Annotated in this window: 17 protein-coding genes; 10 read left to right on the top strand and 7 right to left on the bottom strand. The window is 45.5% G+C overall.

The annotated features are described in order from the left end of the window. The first annotated feature begins 11 nt into the window (after positions 1-11). On the top strand, positions 12-1,319 hold the full coding sequence (locus AB4517_RS10340; RefSeq protein WP_137001720.1) for an LssY C-terminal domain-containing protein: 1,308 nt from the start codon (positions 12-14) through the stop codon (positions 1,317-1,319). Between the two features lie 77 nt (positions 1,320-1,396). On the opposite strand, the gene AB4517_RS10335 is transcribed toward AB4517_RS10340, so the two are convergent. The 4 genes from AB4517_RS10335 to AB4517_RS10320 form a co-directional block, all read right to left on the bottom strand. Further along, positions 1,397-2,743: an ATP-binding protein gene (locus tag AB4517_RS10335; RefSeq protein WP_372148304.1), complete on the bottom strand. Its 1,347-nt coding sequence runs from the start codon at positions 2,741-2,743 to the stop codon at positions 1,397-1,399. 104 nt (positions 2,744-2,847) lie between these two features. Then, entirely contained in the window at positions 2,848-3,507 is a 660-nt protein-coding gene (locus tag AB4517_RS10330) for a response regulator transcription factor (RefSeq protein WP_004734666.1), read from the bottom strand. An 81-nt stretch (positions 3,508-3,588) separates the two neighbouring features. After that, positions 3,589-3,987, bottom strand: coding sequence for a PepSY domain-containing protein (locus AB4517_RS10325; protein WP_004734667.1), 399 nt, complete (start codon positions 3,985-3,987; stop codon positions 3,589-3,591). A gap of 104 nt (positions 3,988-4,091) precedes the next feature. Further along, complete coding sequence (locus tag AB4517_RS10320; RefSeq protein ID WP_017065396.1) at positions 4,092-5,834, bottom strand: DEAD/DEAH box helicase; 1,743 nt, start codon at positions 5,832-5,834, stop codon at positions 4,092-4,094. A 97-nt stretch (positions 5,835-5,931) separates the two neighbouring features. Between AB4517_RS10320 and rsuA the strand changes: the two genes are divergently transcribed. The 3 genes from rsuA to AB4517_RS10305 all read left to right on the top strand — a co-directional run bounded on the left by rsuA (position 5,932) and on the right by AB4517_RS10305 (position 8,704). Next, a complete protein-coding gene (gene rsuA / locus AB4517_RS10315; RefSeq protein WP_017060380.1) occupies positions 5,932-6,627 on the top strand; it encodes a 16S rRNA pseudouridine(516) synthase RsuA in 696 nt (231 codons plus the stop codon). A gap of 200 nt (positions 6,628-6,827) precedes the next feature. Further along, a complete protein-coding gene (locus AB4517_RS10310) occupies positions 6,828-8,045 on the top strand; it encodes a Bcr/CflA family multidrug efflux MFS transporter (RefSeq protein WP_017060381.1) in 1,218 nt (405 codons plus the stop codon). After that, positions 8,045-8,704 carry a DUF2913 family protein gene (locus AB4517_RS10305; RefSeq protein WP_372148303.1) on the top strand — a complete coding sequence of 220 codons (660 nt, stop codon included), beginning with the start codon at positions 8,045-8,047 and terminating at the stop codon, positions 8,702-8,704. The genes AB4517_RS10310 and AB4517_RS10305 overlap by 1 nt, the downstream gene beginning before the upstream one ends. Before the next feature lie 125 nt (positions 8,705-8,829). On the opposite strand, the gene AB4517_RS10300 is transcribed toward AB4517_RS10305, so the two are convergent. Further along, entirely contained in the window at positions 8,830-10,260 is a 1,431-nt protein-coding gene (locus AB4517_RS10300; protein ID WP_017065397.1) for a DUF2867 domain-containing protein, read from the bottom strand. A 98-nt stretch (positions 10,261-10,358) separates the two neighbouring features. Between AB4517_RS10300 and AB4517_RS10295 the strand changes: the two genes are divergently transcribed. The 5 genes from AB4517_RS10295 (at position 10,359) to nhaA (ending at position 17,540) form a co-directional block, all read left to right on the top strand. Then, positions 10,359-11,732: an MATE family efflux transporter gene (locus AB4517_RS10295; protein ID WP_017060384.1), complete on the top strand. Its 1,374-nt coding sequence runs from the start codon at positions 10,359-10,361 to the stop codon at positions 11,730-11,732. Positions 11,733-11,854: 122 nt separating this feature from the next. Continuing rightward, complete coding sequence (locus AB4517_RS10290; RefSeq protein WP_017060385.1) at positions 11,855-12,526, top strand: ABC transporter ATP-binding protein; 672 nt, start codon at positions 11,855-11,857, stop codon at positions 12,524-12,526. Beyond that, positions 12,507-14,960, top strand: coding sequence for an ABC transporter permease (locus AB4517_RS10285; protein ID WP_372148302.1), 2,454 nt, complete (start codon positions 12,507-12,509; stop codon positions 14,958-14,960). The genes AB4517_RS10290 and AB4517_RS10285 overlap by 20 nt, the downstream gene beginning before the upstream one ends. Next, entirely contained in the window at positions 14,950-16,098 is a 1,149-nt protein-coding gene (locus AB4517_RS10280; RefSeq protein WP_102320606.1) for a lipocalin-like domain-containing protein, read from the top strand. The genes AB4517_RS10285 and AB4517_RS10280 overlap by 11 nt, the downstream gene beginning before the upstream one ends. A 275-nt stretch (positions 16,099-16,373) precedes the next feature. Beyond that, positions 16,374-17,540, top strand: a complete 1,167-nt coding sequence (nhaA, locus tag AB4517_RS10275) for a Na+/H+ antiporter NhaA (protein ID WP_010441484.1) — start codon at positions 16,374-16,376, stop codon at positions 17,538-17,540. A gap of 276 nt (positions 17,541-17,816) precedes the next feature. Here nhaA and AB4517_RS10270 read toward each other — a convergent pair whose 3' ends face one another. Then, complete coding sequence (locus AB4517_RS10270) at positions 17,817-18,428, bottom strand: OmpA family protein (RefSeq protein ID WP_372116998.1); 612 nt, start codon at positions 18,426-18,428, stop codon at positions 17,817-17,819. After that, a complete protein-coding gene (locus tag AB4517_RS10265) occupies positions 18,428-19,735 on the bottom strand; it encodes a TolC family outer membrane protein (RefSeq protein WP_372122355.1) in 1,308 nt (435 codons plus the stop codon). The genes AB4517_RS10270 and AB4517_RS10265 overlap by 1 nt, the downstream gene beginning before the upstream one ends. Before the next feature lie 303 nt (positions 19,736-20,038). On the opposite strand from AB4517_RS10265, the gene AB4517_RS10260 reads away from it, so the two are divergent. After that, on the top strand, positions 20,039-21,283 hold a 1,245-nt coding region (locus AB4517_RS10260), incomplete at its 3' end, for a VCBS domain-containing protein (RefSeq protein ID WP_372148301.1).

The raw sequence follows: 21,283 nt of genomic DNA, 5'->3' as shown, positions 1-21,283 counted from the left end.
TTGAGGTTGTTATGTTTGATGGACTAGGGTTGTTTCTGGGAGCATTGGGTGATGCTCTCATTGGCCCAAACCTATTTGTACCGGGAGAGCCGTTCTTTATCGCAGCGGGCTTTCAACTGTATTCAGGTGCATGGATGGCGTTGGTTTTGGTGATGCTAGGTGGTTTGCTTGGTGATCAACTCAGTTATTTCATTGGTTATAAATACGGTGTTAAGGTGCAACGAAGGCTCATTAAGTTTCGCCCTAAAACCAAAAGATTAATTGCGCGCTGCCGCTATCTGGTTGCTCGCAAAGGCACATACATCATTCTTTTTGCTCGTTTATTAGGGCCTATCGCTTGGGTTGTGCCATTTATAGCTGGCTCGCATCGTGTACCGTGGCGTAATTTTAGTGTGTTGGCGTTTATCGGTTTGGCCCTTGGTGGAGGGCAGTTCATTGCTTGGGGCATGTTACTGGCGCACGGCGTTGAAAACTTCCCGTGGCTTAATAGCCTTAAGATATTTATCTCGGAGCATAATAGCTTGATCGTTGGTGTGTTCGCGGTATTAGTCTTCACCATTATCGGTTACCGAATGAAGTGGCGATGCTTAGTACTTAAGTCTAGTGCGCTGTTGTTGGCGTGGGTATTGTTTGCGAACTACGCTCACTTTTTCTGGAAAGCGGATGACTTTCAGAATCAACCAGATACGGCTCAAATAAACAAAGTCGACTGGAACTCGGTTACCTATAAAGCGTTCCCCGGTAAATCTTCGTTCTACTCGGCGCAAGCGATCAACGTAATTTATGTTGGAGCAACCCCAAGAGACTTAATGAAGCAATTAGGCTGGATAGAGAATCAAACCTTCTCTCGAAATGAGATTGAATGGGTTGGTTATCTCGCATTGCTTAGAGAAAAAACGCCGCCAGTGTCTGATTTATATTGGCGAGACAAGCCGCAAGATATGGCTTTTCAATTGCCGGGTAACCTGATGAAGCGCAGCCATATTCGTTGGTGGCGTGCAGGTGTTGATATTAAAACTAACCAGCCTCAGTGGTTAGGCGCAATTAGCTATGATGATGGCCTTAAAGTCACGCCTTACTCAGGCATTGTGACCGTGCTTCATAACATTGACCCTAATGTTGATGAAGAGCGAGATCGGCTTGCTAATCAGATACGAACGTTACTACCAGACATCGAGTTAGACAAGTACCCATTAGCAACGGTGGAAGTGATCAATGACGATCATGACTATTACACTGATGGCCGGGTATTAACGATTGGAGCAACGACCCTTAGTGATAATTCACAAACTTTGGATGTTGCTGTGAACGATATATAGAGTTGTATATAAGGTCGATAGAATTAAGCCCTAGCATTACGTTAGGGCTTATTGTGTTTAACTTTTACTTAGCTTGTTCAGCCTTTACTTACTTTAAGCACCAGAGAAGCTTTTAAGCCGCCCATTGAGCTCTTGCTGAGCGTTAGGCTGCCTCGGTAACTGTGTGCCATTTCATTTACGATATTAAGCCCTAAGCCTGTTCCTGGTGTGGTTTCATCAAGTCGGACGCCACGTTTGGTCACTTGCTCAAGCTTCTCTTCAGGAATGCCTTGGCCATCATCTTCAATCACCAACTCTATGTTGCCATCGTCGAGTTCATTTGCATGGACGCGAATAATGCTGCCAGCCCACTTGTAACTGTTCTCGAGTAGGTTGCCGACCATTTCATCAAGGTCGGTTTTTTCTACTGCCACTTCAATCTCAGAGTCTAGCTCGTTAATCATGGTGACTTCATTGGCAGCGTAGACTTTATCAAACGCCATTGAGATAGCTTCGACACGCTCACAAGGTGAAGACTTCACCGAAAGAATGTTCATTGCACCTGCCATACGAGCGCGGCCAAGGTGATAATCAATTTGGCTTTGAATCTGATGAATGGGCTGTTGCAGCAGTGCCTTGTCATCCTCTGGAAGTCGCTCTGTCTCATTTTTTAGAACTGAAAGCGGTGTTTTCAACGCATGAGATAAGTTACCCGCGTGGTTACGAGCTCGTTCTAATAACTCTTGATAGTGAAAGAGCAGGGCATTGAGGTCAGAGACTAATGGAGAAACCTCTTTCGGGTAGTTATCGCTTAACCCTTGTTGCTCGCCGTTTCTTAGCATTACCAGTTCGCGTTGCATCTTGCTGAGCGGTAATAACGACCAACTGACTTGAATACCGATCAACATCAGCACGCCAACAAACAGCAACATTAGGATCAACCAGACTTGACCAGTAAGCTCTGTCAGTGTGGATTCTAATGGATTTTCATCAATACCAATGGTGATCGTGACAGGGTCGCTCAGTTCAGGCAGGTAGATATCTTGCTCGATGTAAATCAGCTTTTCTTTCTCTGGCCCTTTGACTGATGTGTGAATCGGTGAACGCTTGATGGTGAGGTCTTTATCCCATAGCGAGCGAGATCGAATGATCTGCTCTTGGGTAGCGGCGCGCCAATAAATACCACTGTAGGGCTGGTTGAACCTAGGATCAGACAGACGCTCTGCCATGATCAGGTTACCACTGTCATTGGTTTCGATATTGGCGGTTAACTCATCCATGGTTAAGCCAAGCTGCTGCTTCATGTCATCGACGAGGTAGTCGTTAACCAGTTTCGGAATCCCGACACCAGCCGCTAATATCATCGCACCTAGCCAAAAAGCCGCAGCAAGGAGCAAGCGGCTTTTTAAACTGATGTTTTTAAGTGTTCGTTTCTTTAGATTCATGCATTTCCAACCTGCCTTTGCTCATCGTAACTTATCGTATTGCGATGATCAGAACAGGCTGTCCACTTAATTAATGGTTGCTCTTGGCGTGATTGACGACTGAGCTATTCAGCATTCAGTTGGTAGCCAAGGCCACGAACGGTTTTGATGATCTTTGGTGCGATTTTCTTACGAATACGACCGATGAACACTTCAACCGTGTTTGAGTCTCGGTCGAAGTCTTGCTTGTAGATATGCTCAACTAACTCAGTGCGCGAGATAACCTTGTTTTGGTTATGCATGAAGTACGCGACAACTTTATATTCCAGCGCCGTGAGGCTAACTGCTTGACCTTGCCACAACACTTTAGAACTGCGTGTGTCTAGGCTTAGATCACCGATTTGAAGTATCGGAGCAGCACTGCCTGATGCTCGGCGCAGTTGAGCTCGGATACGGGCAATCAGCTCGACCATCTCAAATGGCTTAGTTAGGTAGTCATCAGCACCGGCGTTCAAGCCCTCAACACGTTGAGTTAGCGTGTCACGAGCACTTAAGATAATCACTGGCGTGTTGATGTTTTCGTCTCGAATGCCTTTTAATACCGTTAGGCCGTCAAGCTTAGGTAAACCTAAATCGAGGACAATCGCGTCCCATTCTTCTGACGTTGCACGGTAGAGTGCGTCGATACCGTCTTGAGAAAGTTCTGGAACCCAGTCGGCTCCCTCAAGGGTTTCTAGAATTTGTTGGCCCAAGCGAGGTTCGTCTTCAACGACTAAAATTTTCATAATTGTTCTTCTTAATTCTTGTAATGACTGTTCGTTGTGCTTAATTGCTCGTCGTGATTAATGTAAAGTTGCGGCTCTGAATTATTCGCCGTGTTTAATTGCGTCTTTAAAGTTTCGGCCTTTAATCATGAGCATCTCTAACGTCTCGGCGTTGTATTCGACTTTGATGATGTTGTTTTGGTAATTGATTTTTAGTTCATACACCCAAATGTCGTCATCTTCTTCTAGCTCTACTTTAATGATTCTGCCATGAAGATCGTTTTCAACGGCCGCATACATTTCTGAGAAAGGGCGAATATAGCCTTCGCGTACAGCTTCGTAGACTTCGTCTTGATCTTCTTCAAATTCGATACGGGTTCCCGCTTTATGGACATCTTGTACAAGATCATGACCGTTATGATCTGAGTCAGCCCACGCACTAGCGGCGACACATAAGCCTAAGCTTAAAGAAAACATAGAAATCATAACTTTACTAAACATAGCGAATCCTAGAGAAGGTTGATAGCGTTCAGTATAAAAAAGTAATTCTGAACAGAAAGTGAACCTGATGAATAATGAGATTTAGGTTCTCAAAAAATGAGATGTTAACGTTGCTGAAGCTCGTCTTCGAATATCTTGTCTCTCATTTTCCAAAAACGCCCGACTTTACGTGCAATCACGAATTGAGGTGGGCGGAATCTATGTTGGTGAGCAACCACTTTCGTTGGTGAGGCTTCCTCAAAAGGGCGGTGTCTGTCGGCAAGGTGAGGGCGAACAAACTGATCTTTAAAGTTCTGCTTCTGTTTCTTGGTGGTTAATGACCAAAATTCATGCACTTGCGCTTGGTTTTCGCCACGGTAAGTGACTTTAAGTTGCGACTTACCTTTGTCGTCCTTGAGAACGTTAAGATCCATCTCTAAACACTCAAACACCAACGCATCTTTTAGGTTTAACGCTTCCTTAAGCTTTTTATCTGGGTCGACCAAGGTGGCATCACACTCATGACAAATGCGCGCAGCAATGTCATTATCAGCACCACATTCACCGCAATATTTCGCTCGGAAGCGATAATTACAGTGCTCGCGCTCGCCCGTGTCTTCATCGGTAAAGTAGCCTTGGCATTTGCGCCCAAAGTGCTCAAGCAAGAAGCCATTGCTGTCTAGCTTGCCCCAAAAGTTATTATTGAAGCCGCACGCAGGGCAAGGGATGGTGATGATTTCACTGTCTGAATCGGGTTTAGGGTCGCCAACCTCAGGTTGGTAGAGGTCGTAACTGTTGCCCGCATAGTCGAGCACCAAACACTCTTTTTTACCCGGAGATAGGCGTAAGCCACGGCCAACGATTTGTTGATACAAACTGATGGATTCTGTCGGGCGCAAAATCGCGATTAAATCGACGTGTGGCGCATCAAAACCTGTGGTTAATACCGATACGTTAACCAAGAACTTGATTTTACGTTCTTTGAAGTCGCTGATAATTTGGTCACGTTCGAGAGTTGGTGTATCACCAATCACAATTGAAGCTTCACCTTCTGGCAATAAGCCGAGGATCTCTTGCGCGTGTCGAACGGTCGCAGCGAATACCATGATGCCTAGTTTATCTTGGGCTAGGTGAATAATCTGATCGACAATCTGTGGGGTCGCTCGTTTCGATTGCTCGATCACCATGTCGAGTTCTGCTTCTTTGTAGCGACCAGTGCTCGCGGGCTTTAACTGCGAAAAGTCATAGCTCAACACGGGTGCATCAATCATGCGTGCAGGAGTTAAGAAACCTTCATCGAGCAGGTAACGAATCGGCAGCTCAAAGATACAGTCGCGGAAGAAACGTGGCTCATCTGAACGCACTTGACCGCGAGTGTGGTATTGATAAATCCAACCCATCCCAAGACGATATGGGGTCGCTGTTAATCCAAGCACCTTGATGCCCGAATTATTCTCGCGTAAGTGAGTGATGACTTTCTGATAACTACTGGTCTTTTCATCGGGAACACGGTGGCATTCGTCGATAACCAACAGCGAAAATTGGTTAGAGAATGAATCGAGATTTCGCACCACAGATTGCACCGAAGCAAACACGACTTGTTGGTCGGTCTCTTTGCGTCCTAAACCCGCAGAGAAAATCGAGCCTTTCAGCCCGTAACCTTCATACTTTTCATGGTTCTGTTCAACCAACTCTTTTACGTGAGCAAGCACCAACACTCGACCTTTCGCAAGCCTTGCTAACTCTGCAATCACAAGGCTTTTTCCTGCACCTGTCGGAAGCACGAGCACTGCCGGAGTTTGGTGTTTTCTGAAGTAATGAATCACTGATTTTACAGAATCAGCTTGGTACGGGCGGAGTGTATACATATCGCGTCTTGTAAGAAGGAAAACAAATAGTGTGAAATAGCTCAACTAATTGAGCAAAGGTGACTATAATACCCGACTTAGATTAGTTGAGGTATTCATGCGTTTAGATAAATTTCTGTGCGATGCATTAGGCGTCACTCGAAGAGAAGCAACACACTTATTAAAATCCAAGGCAGTGACAGTAAATGATGTCATTCAAAAAAGCGGCTCACTCAAGGTAACTGAAGAGTGCGTTGTGGAATGGCAAGGCAATGAACTGAATGTTCACGGCCCACGTTACATCATGCTTTATAAGCCAGAAGGCTTTGTTTGTTCGCATGAAGATGGCGCAAATCGTATCGCGTTTGAATTACTTGATGAAATCAAAATGGACAAGCTGCACTTTGCTGGTCGTCTAGATATTGATACAACAGGTCTTGTATTGATTACCGACGATGGTAAGTGGTCTCACCGTATCACTTCGCCAAAGCACAAGTGCGAGAAGACGTACCGTGTGTGGTTGGTTGAACCTGTTGAAGACGATTACGTTGAAAAATTCAAAGAGGGCATCCAGCTTAAGAGCGAAGATGGCCTAACACTTCCTGCACACCTAGAAGTTCGTGCAGAGCGTGAAGTGCTGCTAACGATTCACGAAGGCAAATACCACCAAGTTAAACGTATGTTTGCTGCTCTTGGTAACAAGGTAGAAGCACTACACCGTGAACGTATTGGCGAAATTGAGATGGACGAATCTTTAGAGTTAGGTGAATACCGTTACCTAACGCAAGAAGAAGTCGATTCAATCTGGAAGTAGTCCTTAGCTAGAAGTTGCTCTTAACAAGAAATTGTTCTTAACAAGAGACCACTTTTGCTGGAAATAGCCCTTTCGTTGTAAAGCCGACCATGGATAGCGTCGGCTGATGATGTTGACTGGTACTAGGAAAGTCTCAGCCAATCTTTGACTCGCGTACTCACGCTAGTCCCTAGCTCTATCAGTTGAACATTCGGAGAACCATGCAAACATCGACCTCACAGAGCCAAAGCTCCCAACTAGAAACACCTCAATTAGGCTTAGTGCTGTTTTTGATTCTAGGTGCGATTGGTGCACTTACTCCGCTAGCCATTGATATGTATCTGCCAGCGATGCCGACCATTGCTAAAGATCTTGGTGTGACGGCGGGTGAGGTACAAATCACGCTAACAGCCTATACCGCAGGTTTCGCGCTGGGGCAGTTGCTGCATGGCCCGTTGGCGGATAGCTATGGTCGCAAGCCTGTACTGCTTATTGGTGTGTTCTTGTTTGCTATCGCTTCTATGGTGAGTGCGACAACTCATGGCATTGAAGCGCTGACTTACATCCGTACCGCTCAAGGTTTTGCTGGTGCTGCGGCGGCCGTTATCATCCAAGCGGTGGTAAGAGATATGTTCGATCGTGAAGATTTCGCAAGAACCATGTCTTTCGTTACTTTGGTGATGACAGTTGCGCCATTGGTTGCTCCGATGATTGGCGGTTACTTAGCGTTGTGGTTCGGTTGGCGTTCAATTTTCTGGGTTCTGGCTATTTTTGCGGTGATCGTGATTCTGGCGGTATCGATGAAGATCCCAGAAACGCTTCCTGCAGAAAACCGACAACCATTGCGCTTTAAAACAACGATTCGTAACTATGCTCGACTGTGTAAGAACCCAACGGCGATGGGCCTGATTTTCTCTGGTGCATTCTCATTTTCAGGGATGTTTGCGTTCTTAACGGCAGGTTCATTCGTTTACATCGATATCTATGGCGTTCGCCCTGATCTGTTTGGCTACCTGTTCGGCTTGAATATTGTTGCTATGATCTTGATGACGAGCATCAACGGTCGAATCGTTAAGAAAGTGGGCTCTCACGCTATGCTCAGAGTCGGCTTAACCATTCAACTGTTTGCAGGCTTAGGTCTGTTAGTTGGTTGGATGTTAGATATCGGTTTGTGGGGTATTGTGCCATTCGTGATGCTGTTTATCGGCACACTGTCTACCATTGGTAGTAACTCAATGGCACTGCTTTTAAGCGGATACCCGAATATGGCCGGCACAGCTTCTTCGCTTGCAGGCACATTAAGATTTGGTACTGGTTCTGTAGTGGGGGCAATTGTTGCTATGCTACCAAGTGACACTGCAGGGCCAATGGCTATGATGATGGCAGCATGTGCAATACTGTCAGCATTACTATATTGGACATTAGGAAAGAAGGCATAATGTCAAAATACTATATTGAAATTCAGAAGTTAGTGAACGATGCGCTGGGCGAGCTGTATGCTCTGCATAAGTCTGGTAAAGCGATCGACGCACCTATCGCGAACAACCTTTATCTTGTTCGTTGGGTAACAAAAGCGATTAAATCTCAAGCTTATGATCGCGTGATTGTGCCTGACTTAGTTCGCTGGCAGAAACAGGGTCGCTCAAAAGGCAACAACTCTGATTTAACTTTTACCTTTAAACGTATTTCTGCGTTTTACGGACGTTTTTTCCCTGAAGGCGAAGAGCCTAAAACGCTAAAAGACAGTGATGTTGAAGCGTTCATGGACAAAATGTACGAGATGGGTTGGAGCGTATCGAGTGAAGACGAGCTAACGACTGGCGGCAAGATTCAATTCTTCACCGATGGCGAGCACTCTTTTGCTTTATGCGGTAAACAGTGTGACGACTCTTTCGACGGGGAGTTGATGGTTAAGCCAATGAACTGGTTTGTTCGTGGCAACCATGCTGAGTTCATCCAAGCGGCGATGGAAGCGGGCTTCATGCTTCACAAAGTAACGGACTATAAGTCTGCGGTGAAGTATCACGGTGAATACATCGTTTACCCTGCTAACCAAGGCAAGCAACTGGCTGAGATCCCAATTAGCGTTATCGGCTAATAGCGGATTCGAGATGAGAGATACGAAGAGCGGAATTATCCGCTCTTTTTTGTCTCTCATAGCGCGTGTCGCTAATTTGCTGTTAAGTCTTTTCGCATCCCGTTACCCGAATCTCGCATCTGCTTTTAATCCTGTTCTTTAGCCTGCTTCTCAATTGCCTTCACCATGCCTTTAAAAATAAACAGGTGGGCTGGCATCATAGCAAACCAATACAGTAACCCTAGAAAGCCTTTAGGGTGCCACCACGCTGAAATGTTCAGCTCGCGAGAGTCACCGTGGTCAGAGACGGTAATCTCGAGTCGCCCTAAACCGGGGCCTTTCATACCGAAAAGCAGGGATAAAAACTGATTCTCTTCACAGCGAATGACCTTCCATGAATCGATTTTGTCACCGACTTTTAGGTTGGGCCCTTCTGGCATTTGTCGAACCGGTACACCGCCACCGAAAAGAACATCCAACCATTCGCGTGTGCGCCATAAAGTGTTAGCAAAGAAGTAACCTTGCTTCGGGCTTCCGATTTGCTGAGCAACATGCCAAAGCGATTCCAATGAAGCGCTTGAGGTGATACTTGCGCCTGTTTTCTTCGGGTAATAGCCATACCCAGCTTGCCAGCGTTTGAATGCGGTTTTATCAAAGCCCCATACATTGCTTTTGACAAAGTTTCCTTCAGCGTGAATGGCTTGTTCAACCATATTTTCGAACGAGATAAGCTTCTGAGGGTACTTTTCTCTAATGATGGTCGAACTGGCGATGAAGTCGTGCTTTAAGCCTGCAAGTAGTGCTCTACCTATGTTAGACGGTACAGAAGTCACCACACCTAACCAATATGAAGCAATCTTTGGTGTCAGTAGCGATGTCGCCCATAGTTTGAGTGGACGATCGGCGGTTTTAGCAATATGAGCAAATTGGTTTCGGTAAGAGACAATATCCGGCCCGCCAACCTCAAAGGTTTGGCTTTCGCTAGGCGTGTCTTGTGCGAGTTTTAGTAAATAGTGGTTCAGGTTCTGCAAAGCAATCGGGTTGGCTTTAGAGTCAACCCATTTTGGCGCAATCATAATCGGCAAGTTGTACACGAAATCTCGCATGATCTCGAATGCCGCAGATCCTGGGCCAATGATCACGCCAGCTTGAAGTTCGGTAACGGGTACAGGCCCTTTACGAAGCAATTCGCCGGTTTTCTTTCTCGCTTGAAGGTGCTCTGAATCACCAGTCTGAGGCTGTAAAGAACTCAGGTAGATGACGTGTTGATTCTTTGGCCCAAGAGCAGAAACAAAGTTACGGGCTAAGTTCAGCTCATAATCGATAAAGTCGTGGCCTTCTGCCATGCCATGGACGAGAAAGAAGATAAGATCAAAGTCGGGGACTAAGGCTTGTGTCGCAGCTTGATCGGCCAGATCAAGATACTCAAGCGATAAGCTTTCGTGAGGCTCGGTCCGTGCCTTTAAATAGTCGATATGCCTTGCTGCTGCCGTGACTTGATAGCCTTGCTCAAGCAGGAGAGGGAGGAGTTGCGAACCAACATATCCAGAAGCCCCTAAAACCAGTACTTTCTTCATTGTTACTCCATTTATATCTGTGGTTAAAAACCGAACATTGATATAATAGCGCGATATTTATCTTTATTCATCAATACGTTCCGTTTAGGTATCTCTCTATGTTGCTCTCTTCAATTATTCATCACACACGAGGTGATTTTGTTCGCAGGCTTATTGCGATTGCACTGCCCATCACCTTGCAGAGCATTATGTTTTCAAGCCGAGGCTTGGTGGATGTATTGATGTTGGGCCAACTTGGCGAAGCAGACATCGCAGCTGTGGGGGTGGCGAGCCGAGCGATGTTCGTGACGACCATTATGCTGGTGGGTGTTACCACGGGCGGTGCTCTTCTTACTGCTCAATATTGGGGCGCGGGTAACAGACAAGGTGTGAGAGAAAGCACTGCGCTGACGTGGCTGGTGTCGACACTGTTTGCTTTACTTACTATCGCGTTTTTCGTTTCATTTCCTGCACAAATCATGGGCGTGACGACCGACTCTCAAGAGGTCATCAACTTAGGCGTTGAATACATCGTAATTACGTCATTTAGCATGCTAGCGGTATCGTGTGTCAGCAGTATGGCTGTGGGTTTGAGAGCGATGCACAAACCCGGGCTAAGTACATTTTTCAGCGGTATCGGCATCCTGTCTAACGTGTTCTTAAACTGGGTGCTGATCTTCGGTAACTTAGGCTTTCCTGCGCTTGGAATCAAAGGTGCGGCGATTGCGACGGTACTGAGTGGCGCGATTGAAGTCGCGACTTTGTTTGGTTATCTCTATTTCTCTAAGCATTTATTAGCATTTAAGTTTTGCGATATTAAAGCGGCAGCTTCGATTGATAAGGTGGTTCGCTTCTTGAAGCTGTCTCTGCCGACCACGTTTAACTTCTTAGCATGGGCGGGTGGTTTGTTTGCTTACCACGCGATCATGGGGCAATCGGGCGTTCAAGGTCTGGCTGCGCTATCGGTCATGACGCCGGTTGAATCTATCTCATTGAGTTTATTGATTGGCCTTTCGAATGCGGCAGCTGTTTTGGTGGGTAATCAACTTGGTGCGAAAAACAATGAAGCGGTTTACTATCAAGCGCTTGGCTTAACAATTTTGTGTTTCTTAACTAGTATTGTTGTAGCCGTTTTTCTCTATTTCGTTCAAACGCCAATACTTAATGCCTTTAGCGCACTGACGGAAGAAACCAGAGCCCTCTCAGAGAAGTTCATTCTGATCCTCTGTGTGGGTATTGTCATTCGCTCGGTGCCATTGACTGTGATCGTTGGGGTGTTGAGAGCGGGTGGTGATGTGAAGTTCTGCCTCTATCAAGATTTGATTGCTCAGTGGGTGATCGGTATCCCATTGGCAGCCATCGCGGCTATCTATTTTAAGTTTCCACCTGAGTGGGTATATCTGCTTTTCCTAACGGAAGAAGTCCTCAAGTGGGGCGGGTCGCTCTATCGCATGAAAACAAGAAAATGGATTAAAAACTTGATAGGAAGTTGAAGTAGGGCGCACCAATCGCATCACTTTATCGTTGGCGTGTGATCTATCTTTCAAAATACTTCCTCCTAACAGGGAATTAGTGTAGATTCTCCTTCCAAATTCTAACTAATGCGAGCTGTTTAATGTTAAAGCTGTCAGACCTATGTAAAGGCTATGTCGATGGGGGGGAGTTTCACCCTGTTTTGCAAGGTGCTGAATTAACATTAAACCAAGGTGACCAGCTGGCATTAATGGGAGAAAGCGGTTCAGGTAAAAGTACTTTACTGAATCTTATCGCGGGCTTAGACCTAGCGGACTCAGGTGAAATCGCTTTTCCTCACTTCAATATGCACGACTCAACCGAGCGTGACCGCACCGCTTATCGCAGAAACAACATTGGCCATATTTTTCAGCAATTCAACTTACTGCCAACGTTAAATATTGCCGATAACATCCGTTTTTGCCGCCAGTTAAAAGGCTTACCTGAAGACAAAGGTCTCTGGAGACAGATTCTCTCTGCTTTAGATCTTATGCCTTTACTTGGCCGTTACCCTGAAGAAGCGTCTGGTGGCCAACAACAACGTGCGGCCATTGCGCGTGCGCTGTATATGGAACCAAAAATATTGCTGGCCGATGAGCCGACCGGTAGTTTAGATGAGCGTAATGCAGAAGCGGTAATGCGTTTGCTGACCTCTTTGGCTCGTCAATTAGAATGTACGTTGCTGTTGGTAACACACAGTGAAAAAGTAGCTCTGCATATGGATGGTAGGATCCGTCTACAAGGAGGGCAACTGCATGTTATGGCCCGTAGTTAAGGCACTACTCGGTCACTATCGACGTTACCCACTGCAGATTATTTTGGTATGGCTTGGTTTAACCCTCGGCGTATCACTTTTGGTTGGTGTTACTGCTATCAACCAACACGCCAAGCAAAGCTATGCGCATGGCGAAAAACTCTTTTCGAATCCTCTTCCTTACCGTATTCGACCAAAACACAACGCCAATAAAATCCCGCAAGGCTTTTATATCCAACTTCGCCGTGAAGGTTTTCAACAGTGTTCTCCTCTTGATCACCATCGTATCACTGATGAAAATGGCGCAAACTTCATGGTTGTCGGTATAGATCCTGTTTCTATGCTTCAGCTACAACCTGGTATAGCGTTAAAAGATCTCACCGCTTTGAACCTCATGAAGCCACCATATCCAATCCTTGTCAGTGATGATCTTGCTGAACACATGGAATGGCACAACGGTGATTACATCCCTTTGATGGATGGTTCTGAACTTGGTCCTGTGGTTGTTGATCAAAATAATATGATTAATGGTACAAGGTTGATTGCGGATATCTCCTTGCTCCGAATGCTTAAACGCAGTGCTGGGCTTTCAGTGATTGCTTGTTCAGACATGCCCACTGAGAAGTTTGAACGTCTTAAAAATATGTTACCTAATGGTTTAACGATCTCTCGTAGCTCTAAGGCAGAGCTTGAGTCGCTGACCAGTGCGTTCCACTTAAACCTAAAAGCGATGGGTATGCTGTCGTTTGTGGTTGGCTTGTTCATTTTCTATCAAGCAATGTCGCTTTCTTTTATTCAGCGTCAACCGTTAGTCGGGATTTTAAGACAAACGGGTGTGTCTGGTTGGCAACTGACTAAAGCGCTCTGTTTAGAGTTACTGCTATTGGTTTTACTGAGCTGGATCTGCGGCAATGTATTTGGCGTGATGCTAGCAAACCAATTGTTACCTGCCGTATCTTCAAGCTTGGGCGATTTATACGACGCTAACGTCGGCTTAACGATCGACTGGAATTGGCGTTGGAGTGGTTACAGCTTACTGATGGCATTGATTGGTGCTTTCTTAGCGTGTGCGTGGCCACTGGTTCGTTTACTTAAGTCTCAACCGATTCGTCTGTCTTCTCGTTTGTCTTTGATGCGTTTTGCGGGTACCGAGTTCACTTGGCAAGCGTTGATTGGCTGTGGCTTCTTGGTTGCTGCTGTTGCTGTGTATCAAGCCCCTCAGACTCAAGAAACGGGTTTTGCGATTATCGCGCTAATGCTGATCAGTGTGGCGCTATTTACCCCGTTTTTGATGTGGAAGTTATTTAACAGCCTCTCTTATTCTTTGCGTTGGGTTCGCGCTCGCTGGTTCTTTGCTGATGCTGCTTCCAGTATGAGTTACCGTGGCGTGGCGACGATGGCGTTTATGTTGGCCTTAACAGCCAATATTGGTGTAGAAACCATGGTCGGTAGCTTTAGAGATACCACTGATAAATGGCTAACACAGCGTTTGGCTGCCGATCTGTATATCTACCCAACCAACAATGCCGCTGCTCGTATGAGTAATTGGTTATCCGACCAACCTGAAGTGGATTCGGTTTGGTGGCGTTGGGAGAAAGATGTGGCGTCTCCAGTTGGTAGCATTCAGGTGATCAGTACGGGTCCTTCTGAAGGTGAGCTAGAAGCGCTGACGATCAAATTAGGTATTCCGAATTACTGGTATCACTTACATCACTCTAAAGGTGTGTTGATCAGTGAATCGATGTCTCTCAAGCTGGGGATTCGCCCTGGCGACTACATTGACCTCTATGACAGTCTCGGCTCTGGTTGGCAGGTTGTCGGTGTTTATTACGATTATGGTAACCCTTACCATCAAGTCATGATGTCGCATCGAAACTGGCTGTATGGGTTTGCAGGGCGGGGTAATGTCGGCCTTGGGGTAATACTCAAAGACGATGTGAATTCATTAGGGCTTCGCAGCCGATTAGAAAGCGTATTCAGGCTTGGCTCCGAGCGCGTTTTCGATAACAACAATATTCACAGTCAAGCAATGCGGGTGTTCGATAGGACGTTCGCGATTGCAGATACATTAGGTAACATCACCTTGGTTATCGCCGTCTTCGGTATTTTCTTTGCGACGGTTGCGGGAGAAGTGTCTCGCCAAAGGCATATTTCCTTGCAGCGCTGTTTGGGTGTCTCGGCGAAAGAACTGATCCTGACAGGTAGTTTGCAGTTGTTTGTGTTTGGGCTTATTTCCTCCTTAATTGCGATTCCGCTCGGATTAGCGCTAGCGAGCCTAATTGTTGATATCGTGATAAAGCAGTCTTTTGGGTGGTCACTTGAGTTACAAGTGATTCCTTGGGACTATTTGCAGACATTTGCATGGGCCATGGCAGCATTGATGCTAGCTGGTGCTTTACCAGTGATGAGAATGATTCGGAACACTCCGATGAAGTCACTGAGGGATGCGCTTTAGTATGTTTTTACGGAATACCTCAAATAAGTTAAGAAAACGAATCCTGTCTTCTCTGCTATTAATCAGTTTCTTCGGCATCTTTTTAAGTGTTTGGGGTTATTACTCCTATTTCATCGATCCTGGTGAAAAGGGCGTGAATGAAGTTAACTCAATATTGGTTAATGAACACTTCAATGTGTTCGAACCTGTTTTGCCAGACCGTAATGTTTCGCTACCACAAGATTTTAAGTTCCACCCAGAGTTTCAGCACGAGTGGTGGCATTACTTTGCATCTTTGAAAGGTGATGATGGTAAAGACTATTCGGTTCAGTGGAGTTTTTTTCGTATCGCAACGGACGAACGTGAAACACCGGGGTGGCAAAGCCCTCAAGTCTATATCTCAAATGTGGTGGCCTCTTCTAAGTCCAAAGTATGGAAAGAACAGCGCATGGCTCGTGGCGGTATTGGCCAAGCGGGAATGACTAATCGTCCATTCAGACTTTGGATTGATAACTGGAACTGGCGTGCACTCGGCAACACCCCATTCCCCGGGCGCCTTCAAGTGCAAACTGATACGTTTGGACTAGAACTCGACACCATTGCAAAAGGGCCCTATGTGCTCAACGGCGATAACGGTTATCAGAAAAAGCACGACTTATTACCTGTCGCGTCTTATAACTTCAGCGCTCCATTTTTATCGTTGAGCGGTGTGTTGAACCTAGACGGCGTTACCAAGGAAGTGGAAGGAACTGCGTGGGTACATAAAGAGTGGGGCAGTGGCTTACTTGGAGTGGGCCAACAAGGTTGGGATTGGTTTGTATTTAACCTCGATGACGGCACAGCGCTGAGCATTAACCGCTATCGTCATAACCAACAGTTGCCTTACATATTCGGGACATTAGCAACGCGCTCAGGCAAAGTTTACCAATTAACGGAATCCGACATTTCCATTCAACCATTGCAAAATACAACGTTGATGAATGGAAGACGGATGCCTTTGCAGTGGATCATTAACGTCCCTAAGCACGATATCAACCTCACAACGCGTATTATACGCAGGGATATGTGGCTTCCATTTGTCATACCATATTGGGAAGGGCCGATTAAGGCGAGCGGGAGCCATGAAGCGACAGGCTTTATGCAGTTAACTGGCTACTAAAAAACACCTAAGGCTATAATTTGATAGCCTTTTTTTATGCCTGCGCCTTTTAGCGTCCCCCAATGAATTGTGCATACAGGTTCGATGATCTCATCTATACTTAATTCATGGTGCATAACAACATTATGGAATATACGACGTATTGTTTAGTATTTGTAGGAAAAACCGAAGTTAAACATCCGAAGAAGTGATTATTTATCGATTACGCTTGGATATAAACTCATGGTTATTCTTTGTTATTCGTTTATTTAAATAATAAATATAAGGGCGAAATCATGACCGACGTCATCCGTGACTTCTTTAAAATGGAATCTGCTGGCGGCATCATACTAGTCATCGCTGCGGCGATCGCAATGTTTGTAGCAAACTCACCACTGAACGAAATGTACCAAGGCGTATTGCATAGTTACGTTCTTGGTATGTCTGTGTCTCACTGGATTAACGATGGCTTAATGGCTGTCTTCTTCCTTCTAATCGGCTTAGAAGTTAAGCGCGAACTTTTAGAAGGCGCATTAAAGTCTAAAGAGACAGCAATCTTCCCAGCTATCGCAGCCGTTGGCGGTATGCTAGCTCCGGCACTTATTTACGTGCTATTTAACTCAAGTAACCCAGAAGCGCTTCAAGGTTGGGCTATCCCAGCGGCAACTGATATTGCATTCGCATTAGGTATCATGGCGCTTCTTGGTAACCGTGTACCGGTTAGCTTGAAGGTGTTCCTATTGGCTTTAGCAATTATCGATGACCTTGGCGTTGTTGTTATCATTGCACTGTTCTACTCAGGCGACCTATCAACGCTTGCGTTAACGGTTGGTTTCATCGCAACTGGTGTGCTGTTCATGCTAAACAACAAGCATGTAACTAAGCTGAGTGTGTATCTCATTGTTGGTGCAATTCTGTGGTTTGCAGTATTGAAGTCTGGTGTTCATGCAACGCTGGCTGGTGTAGTGATTGGTTTTGCTATCCCACTGAAAGGCAATAAAGGTGAACATTCTCCGCTGAAGCATCTAGAACATGCTCTGCACCCATACGTCGCTTTTGCAATCTTGCCAGTCTTTGCTTTTGCAAACGCAGGTATTTCATTGGAAGGTATCTCAATCTCAAGCCTAACAGGTATGCTACCGCTTGGTATCGCTATGGGTCTATTGATTGGTAAGCCTCTTGGTATCTTTGCATTCAGCTGGGGTGCGGTGAAATTGGGTGTTGCTAAGCTCCCTGAAGGTGTGAACTTTATGAACATCTTCGCAGTATCTGTCCTGTGTGGTATTGGTTTTACAATGTCTATCTTTATTTCATCACTAGCATTTGGCCCAACGAATGTAGAGTTTGACACACTAGCTCGACTAGGCATCCTGATGGGATCTACAACAGCTGCAATTCTAGGTTACTTCCTGCTAAGCGTTTCTTTACCGAAAACAGCAAAGCAACAAGAAGTAAAACTATAATCAGCGGGTAGGCTCGTTTAACGGCGAGCCTATTCACTGATTAACAAGCTAACTTCTGAGTAGCAAGACGAGTCACAGAATCATCCTCCCCGATTCATGTGACAGCAAAGAACAAAAAAGCCGTGATAGGGTTTCCTATCTCGGCTTTATTGATCCTAACTGCTAGTATTTTTAGTTTGGTTAGTTATTGATGATCTAAAACTCCTAGATTCAACTCATTATTTTGATCGGCATGAATTGCGGATCGTTTTGGATGACCAGAGTGACAGTGTCATGTTATTTTTCTAGCGTGGTAAATATGGTCCACTCCTCGACGATCTGCTCATTCAGCCCGACAACCGTTGCTGTTACCTTACGGTTCAATGCGTGTGAAGTAGGGTCGTCGCCATCGCTTTCTAGGCGCTCTTCACCATAGCCGATAATTCGCACTCGCTCTGGTTCGATACCATTCGACAGTAACTCGTCTTGAACATTGTTTGCTCGTTTTTTTGATAGGTCTAAGTTGTACTCGTTAGAACCCACTTTACTCGCATAGCCTTGTATTTCAATCGAGGCACTTTTGTAGGTTTCAAGAAACTCTGCCATCGTGCTGATCTGGTCTGAGAAGATCGGGTTCACTTCAAATGAGTCATGAGCAAAGAGTATTTTTAGTTGTCTGACTTCTTCCGCAAGAATCGTTTCTCCACAACCATCATTGTCGACTTGTGATGTCTCAGGCGTACCTGGACAGATATCACGAGCGTTCACCACACCATCTCTATCATCGTCTTGCAGGTCTGCAATCTGTTCTGCTTCAGGTGTCTCGATATAAGCCTCTTCCTGCTGGTTTGAACAGGCAAATAAAGTCATCGTTAACACGGGAAGTAATAAGTAAGGTATTTTCATCATTAATACTCCACTGCCGTTGTCCACTCGTCTGGAATGTCGACCAGTAGAGCGTTCAATAGAGAGCCTGTCGCGTTCATTACACGGTATTTAGCGTACTGTTCAGAGTAATGCGCATCTAAGTAATCTTTGCGGGCTTCAAACAATTCGTTTTCAGTGTTAAGCAGATCCAGTAGCGTACGTTTACCGATTCGATATTGTTTCTCATAAGCGATAACGGTTTCTGACGCCGAATCCACGTGATCAGACAAGAAGTTCTTTTGTTGCAACGTCAGATCCAATGCACTCCAAGAGAGGCGAAGGCCTTCTTCAACTTGTCGATAAGCACGATCTCTTAGATCTTTTGCTTTATTGAGTTGGTAAGCTGCAGCTTCTGAATTAGCACTATCGGTACCACCGTTGTAGAGGTTATATCGCATGCGTAGCATCGCGAGGGTCTCTTGACTTGAGCCTTCATCGCCACCTGCATCATCACGCCACGACTGAGAAGCCTCGATGGAGAAGGTAGGGTAGTTCACGCCCTTTGATTGTTTGTATTGGAAGTGGGCTGAATCGACATCTGCGTTTGCAACTTTGATCACTGGGTGTTGGTCTAATGCATCAACAATGGCGTCAGTTAACGACAAAGGAATTTTAGAAATATCGGCTCTTGGGTAAATTAAGCCTAGGGGTTCTTGACCCACCACTCGTCTAAACTGGGTGTGGGTATCGATCAAATTATTCTGTGCGGCCAACAAATTACCATGAGCCTTCGCAATCCTAGCTTCTACCTGCGATACATCAGCTGTCGAACCTATGCCTGAATTCGCTCGTTTCTTTATGTCTTTATAGATTTTCTTGTGTATTGAAAGATTACTTTCTGACAGTGCCAGCACTTCAGTGGCTTTCACTGCATCTAGATAGATTTGTGTTACCTCCAGCGCTTTGTCTTCGGCATCCGCGATCAATTGCAAACGTACCGACTCTGCTTCTGCGGCGGTACGATCAATGTCGTTCAGCGTCGCGGAACCATCCCACAGCAATTGAGTGAGGGAAATCGTCGCTTCCTTTCGTGTTAGATCCGTATCGGGGCCGTTATTTGGTGCAGGGTTTATGCCTTCGTAACCAATACCAGCATCAAGGTCGATACTCGGCCTATAAGCACCACCTGCGGCATCGTTTCGTTTTTGTACACTCACAAACTCATTAAAAATACTTTTTATCTCAGGATTCGTCGCCAAGGTAATGGCAACAGCCTGTTCTAAAGTCTGAGCAGAGAGTGGGGTTGCAATAGCTAAGCAACAGATGATGGGTAATTTAAACAGTCTCAAAGTAGGTCTCCTTCTACTTTTAAAAGCTCCCGCCTCCTCCCAACTAGCGTTTAACTACTTAATTGAGAAGGGTATTAAACGAAGCTTAGGACATCTGCTAGAAATTGCTAAGTTTGTTGGTTTTTTTTTTTGAATGTAAGTCGCTATTGCTATTGACTAATTTTCAAAGTGCTTTATCTGAACTACTTTAGTGAGTTGATTATCAATAGTACCACTACTAAATTTATTGTAGGAAATAGCCACAGCGCAGAGTGGGATTGAATCCGCGTTTGGCGTGTTCTGGGCAGAAGTGGGAATATGGATATGGGAAATATCAACCTAAATATACTAGGTCTTGCTAGCGGGAGTGTAGTGCTCGACGCTCAAGGCCAGGTTAGACGTTTGTCTCCGGGCGAACAACCAGCCGCTAGCGACGTAATTATCAGTTTTGATACTAGTGAAGAGAGTTTACCAAGTGTTTCTGCACGTTTTGTAGATAACCAGGGCCAACAAAATCTGCTAGATACTGATGACGCGATCGCTCAGGTTCAGCGTGCTATTGAAGAGGGATTTGATCCAACGGAACTAGGAGATGAGTTTGATACTGCCGCTGGTGAGGAAGGTTCTAGTTTGACCAACAGCGGTAGGATTGAACGTACTGGGGCTGAAACTCAAGCTGCCACAAATTTTGAAACTGACGGGTTTGAGTCTCAAGGTCTGTCGGAAACTCAAAGTCTTGCTCTTTTTGATATTATCGCCTTTGCGCTTATTTCAGGTGAAACTAATGTTATTGAGTTTGAGCAGGATGAACCTATTGAAACTGGGGGCGCTTTAACGAGTGAAGACCCAGACGTTACCTTTATTGTTAAAGAGGTCGCTGGGGATAATGATCTCGGTACTTTTGTTGTAAACGAAGATGGTACTTGGACCTTCGTGGCCAACAGTCCTTATGATGAGCTTGCGGATGGTGAGCAAATTCAAGACTCGACGACAGTACAAACCTCCGATGGAGGCGAACAAGTCATTACAGTAACGATAATTGGTACTGATGATGTAGCTGTGGCTACTGATGACTCGGGCAGTGTGACTGAGGACATTGATGTAGATGAAATCACCAATCAATTAGTGACATCCGGTCAGATTGTGATTACAGATGTAGACAGCGACACTCCTACTTTTTCAGCTGACGGTGAGTTTAACCTCGTAGGTTCAACAAACGAATCACAGCTAGGTGTATTGAGCATCGACCCTGATGGTGCTTGGACTTACGTAGTTAACAACGATGACGTTCAGTACTTGGATGACGATGAGTTCGTTACTGAAGTTTATACTGTGACAGCAAGTGACGGTACTACGAGTGAGGTGATCATCACTATTAACGGTGCCGATGACCCATCTGATATAACCGTAGGTGAAGGTGATTCAGACACTGGTGAAGTGACTGAGGATGTTAATGTTGACCAAGAGAGCAACAACTTAATTACTTCTGGGACACTAACGATCACCGATGTTGACGATAACGACGTCGCTGCTTTTCAACCAAACGGTGTGTTTAATCCAGAAGGCTCA

This window comes from Vibrio sp. 10N.222.52.C3 (genome assembly GCF_041474195.1).
Taxonomy (GTDB): domain Bacteria; phylum Pseudomonadota; class Gammaproteobacteria; order Enterobacterales; family Vibrionaceae; genus Vibrio; species Vibrio crassostreae_C.
Note: the sequence above shows the minus strand (reverse complement) of the source record. Positions and strands in the feature narration are given on the sequence as shown.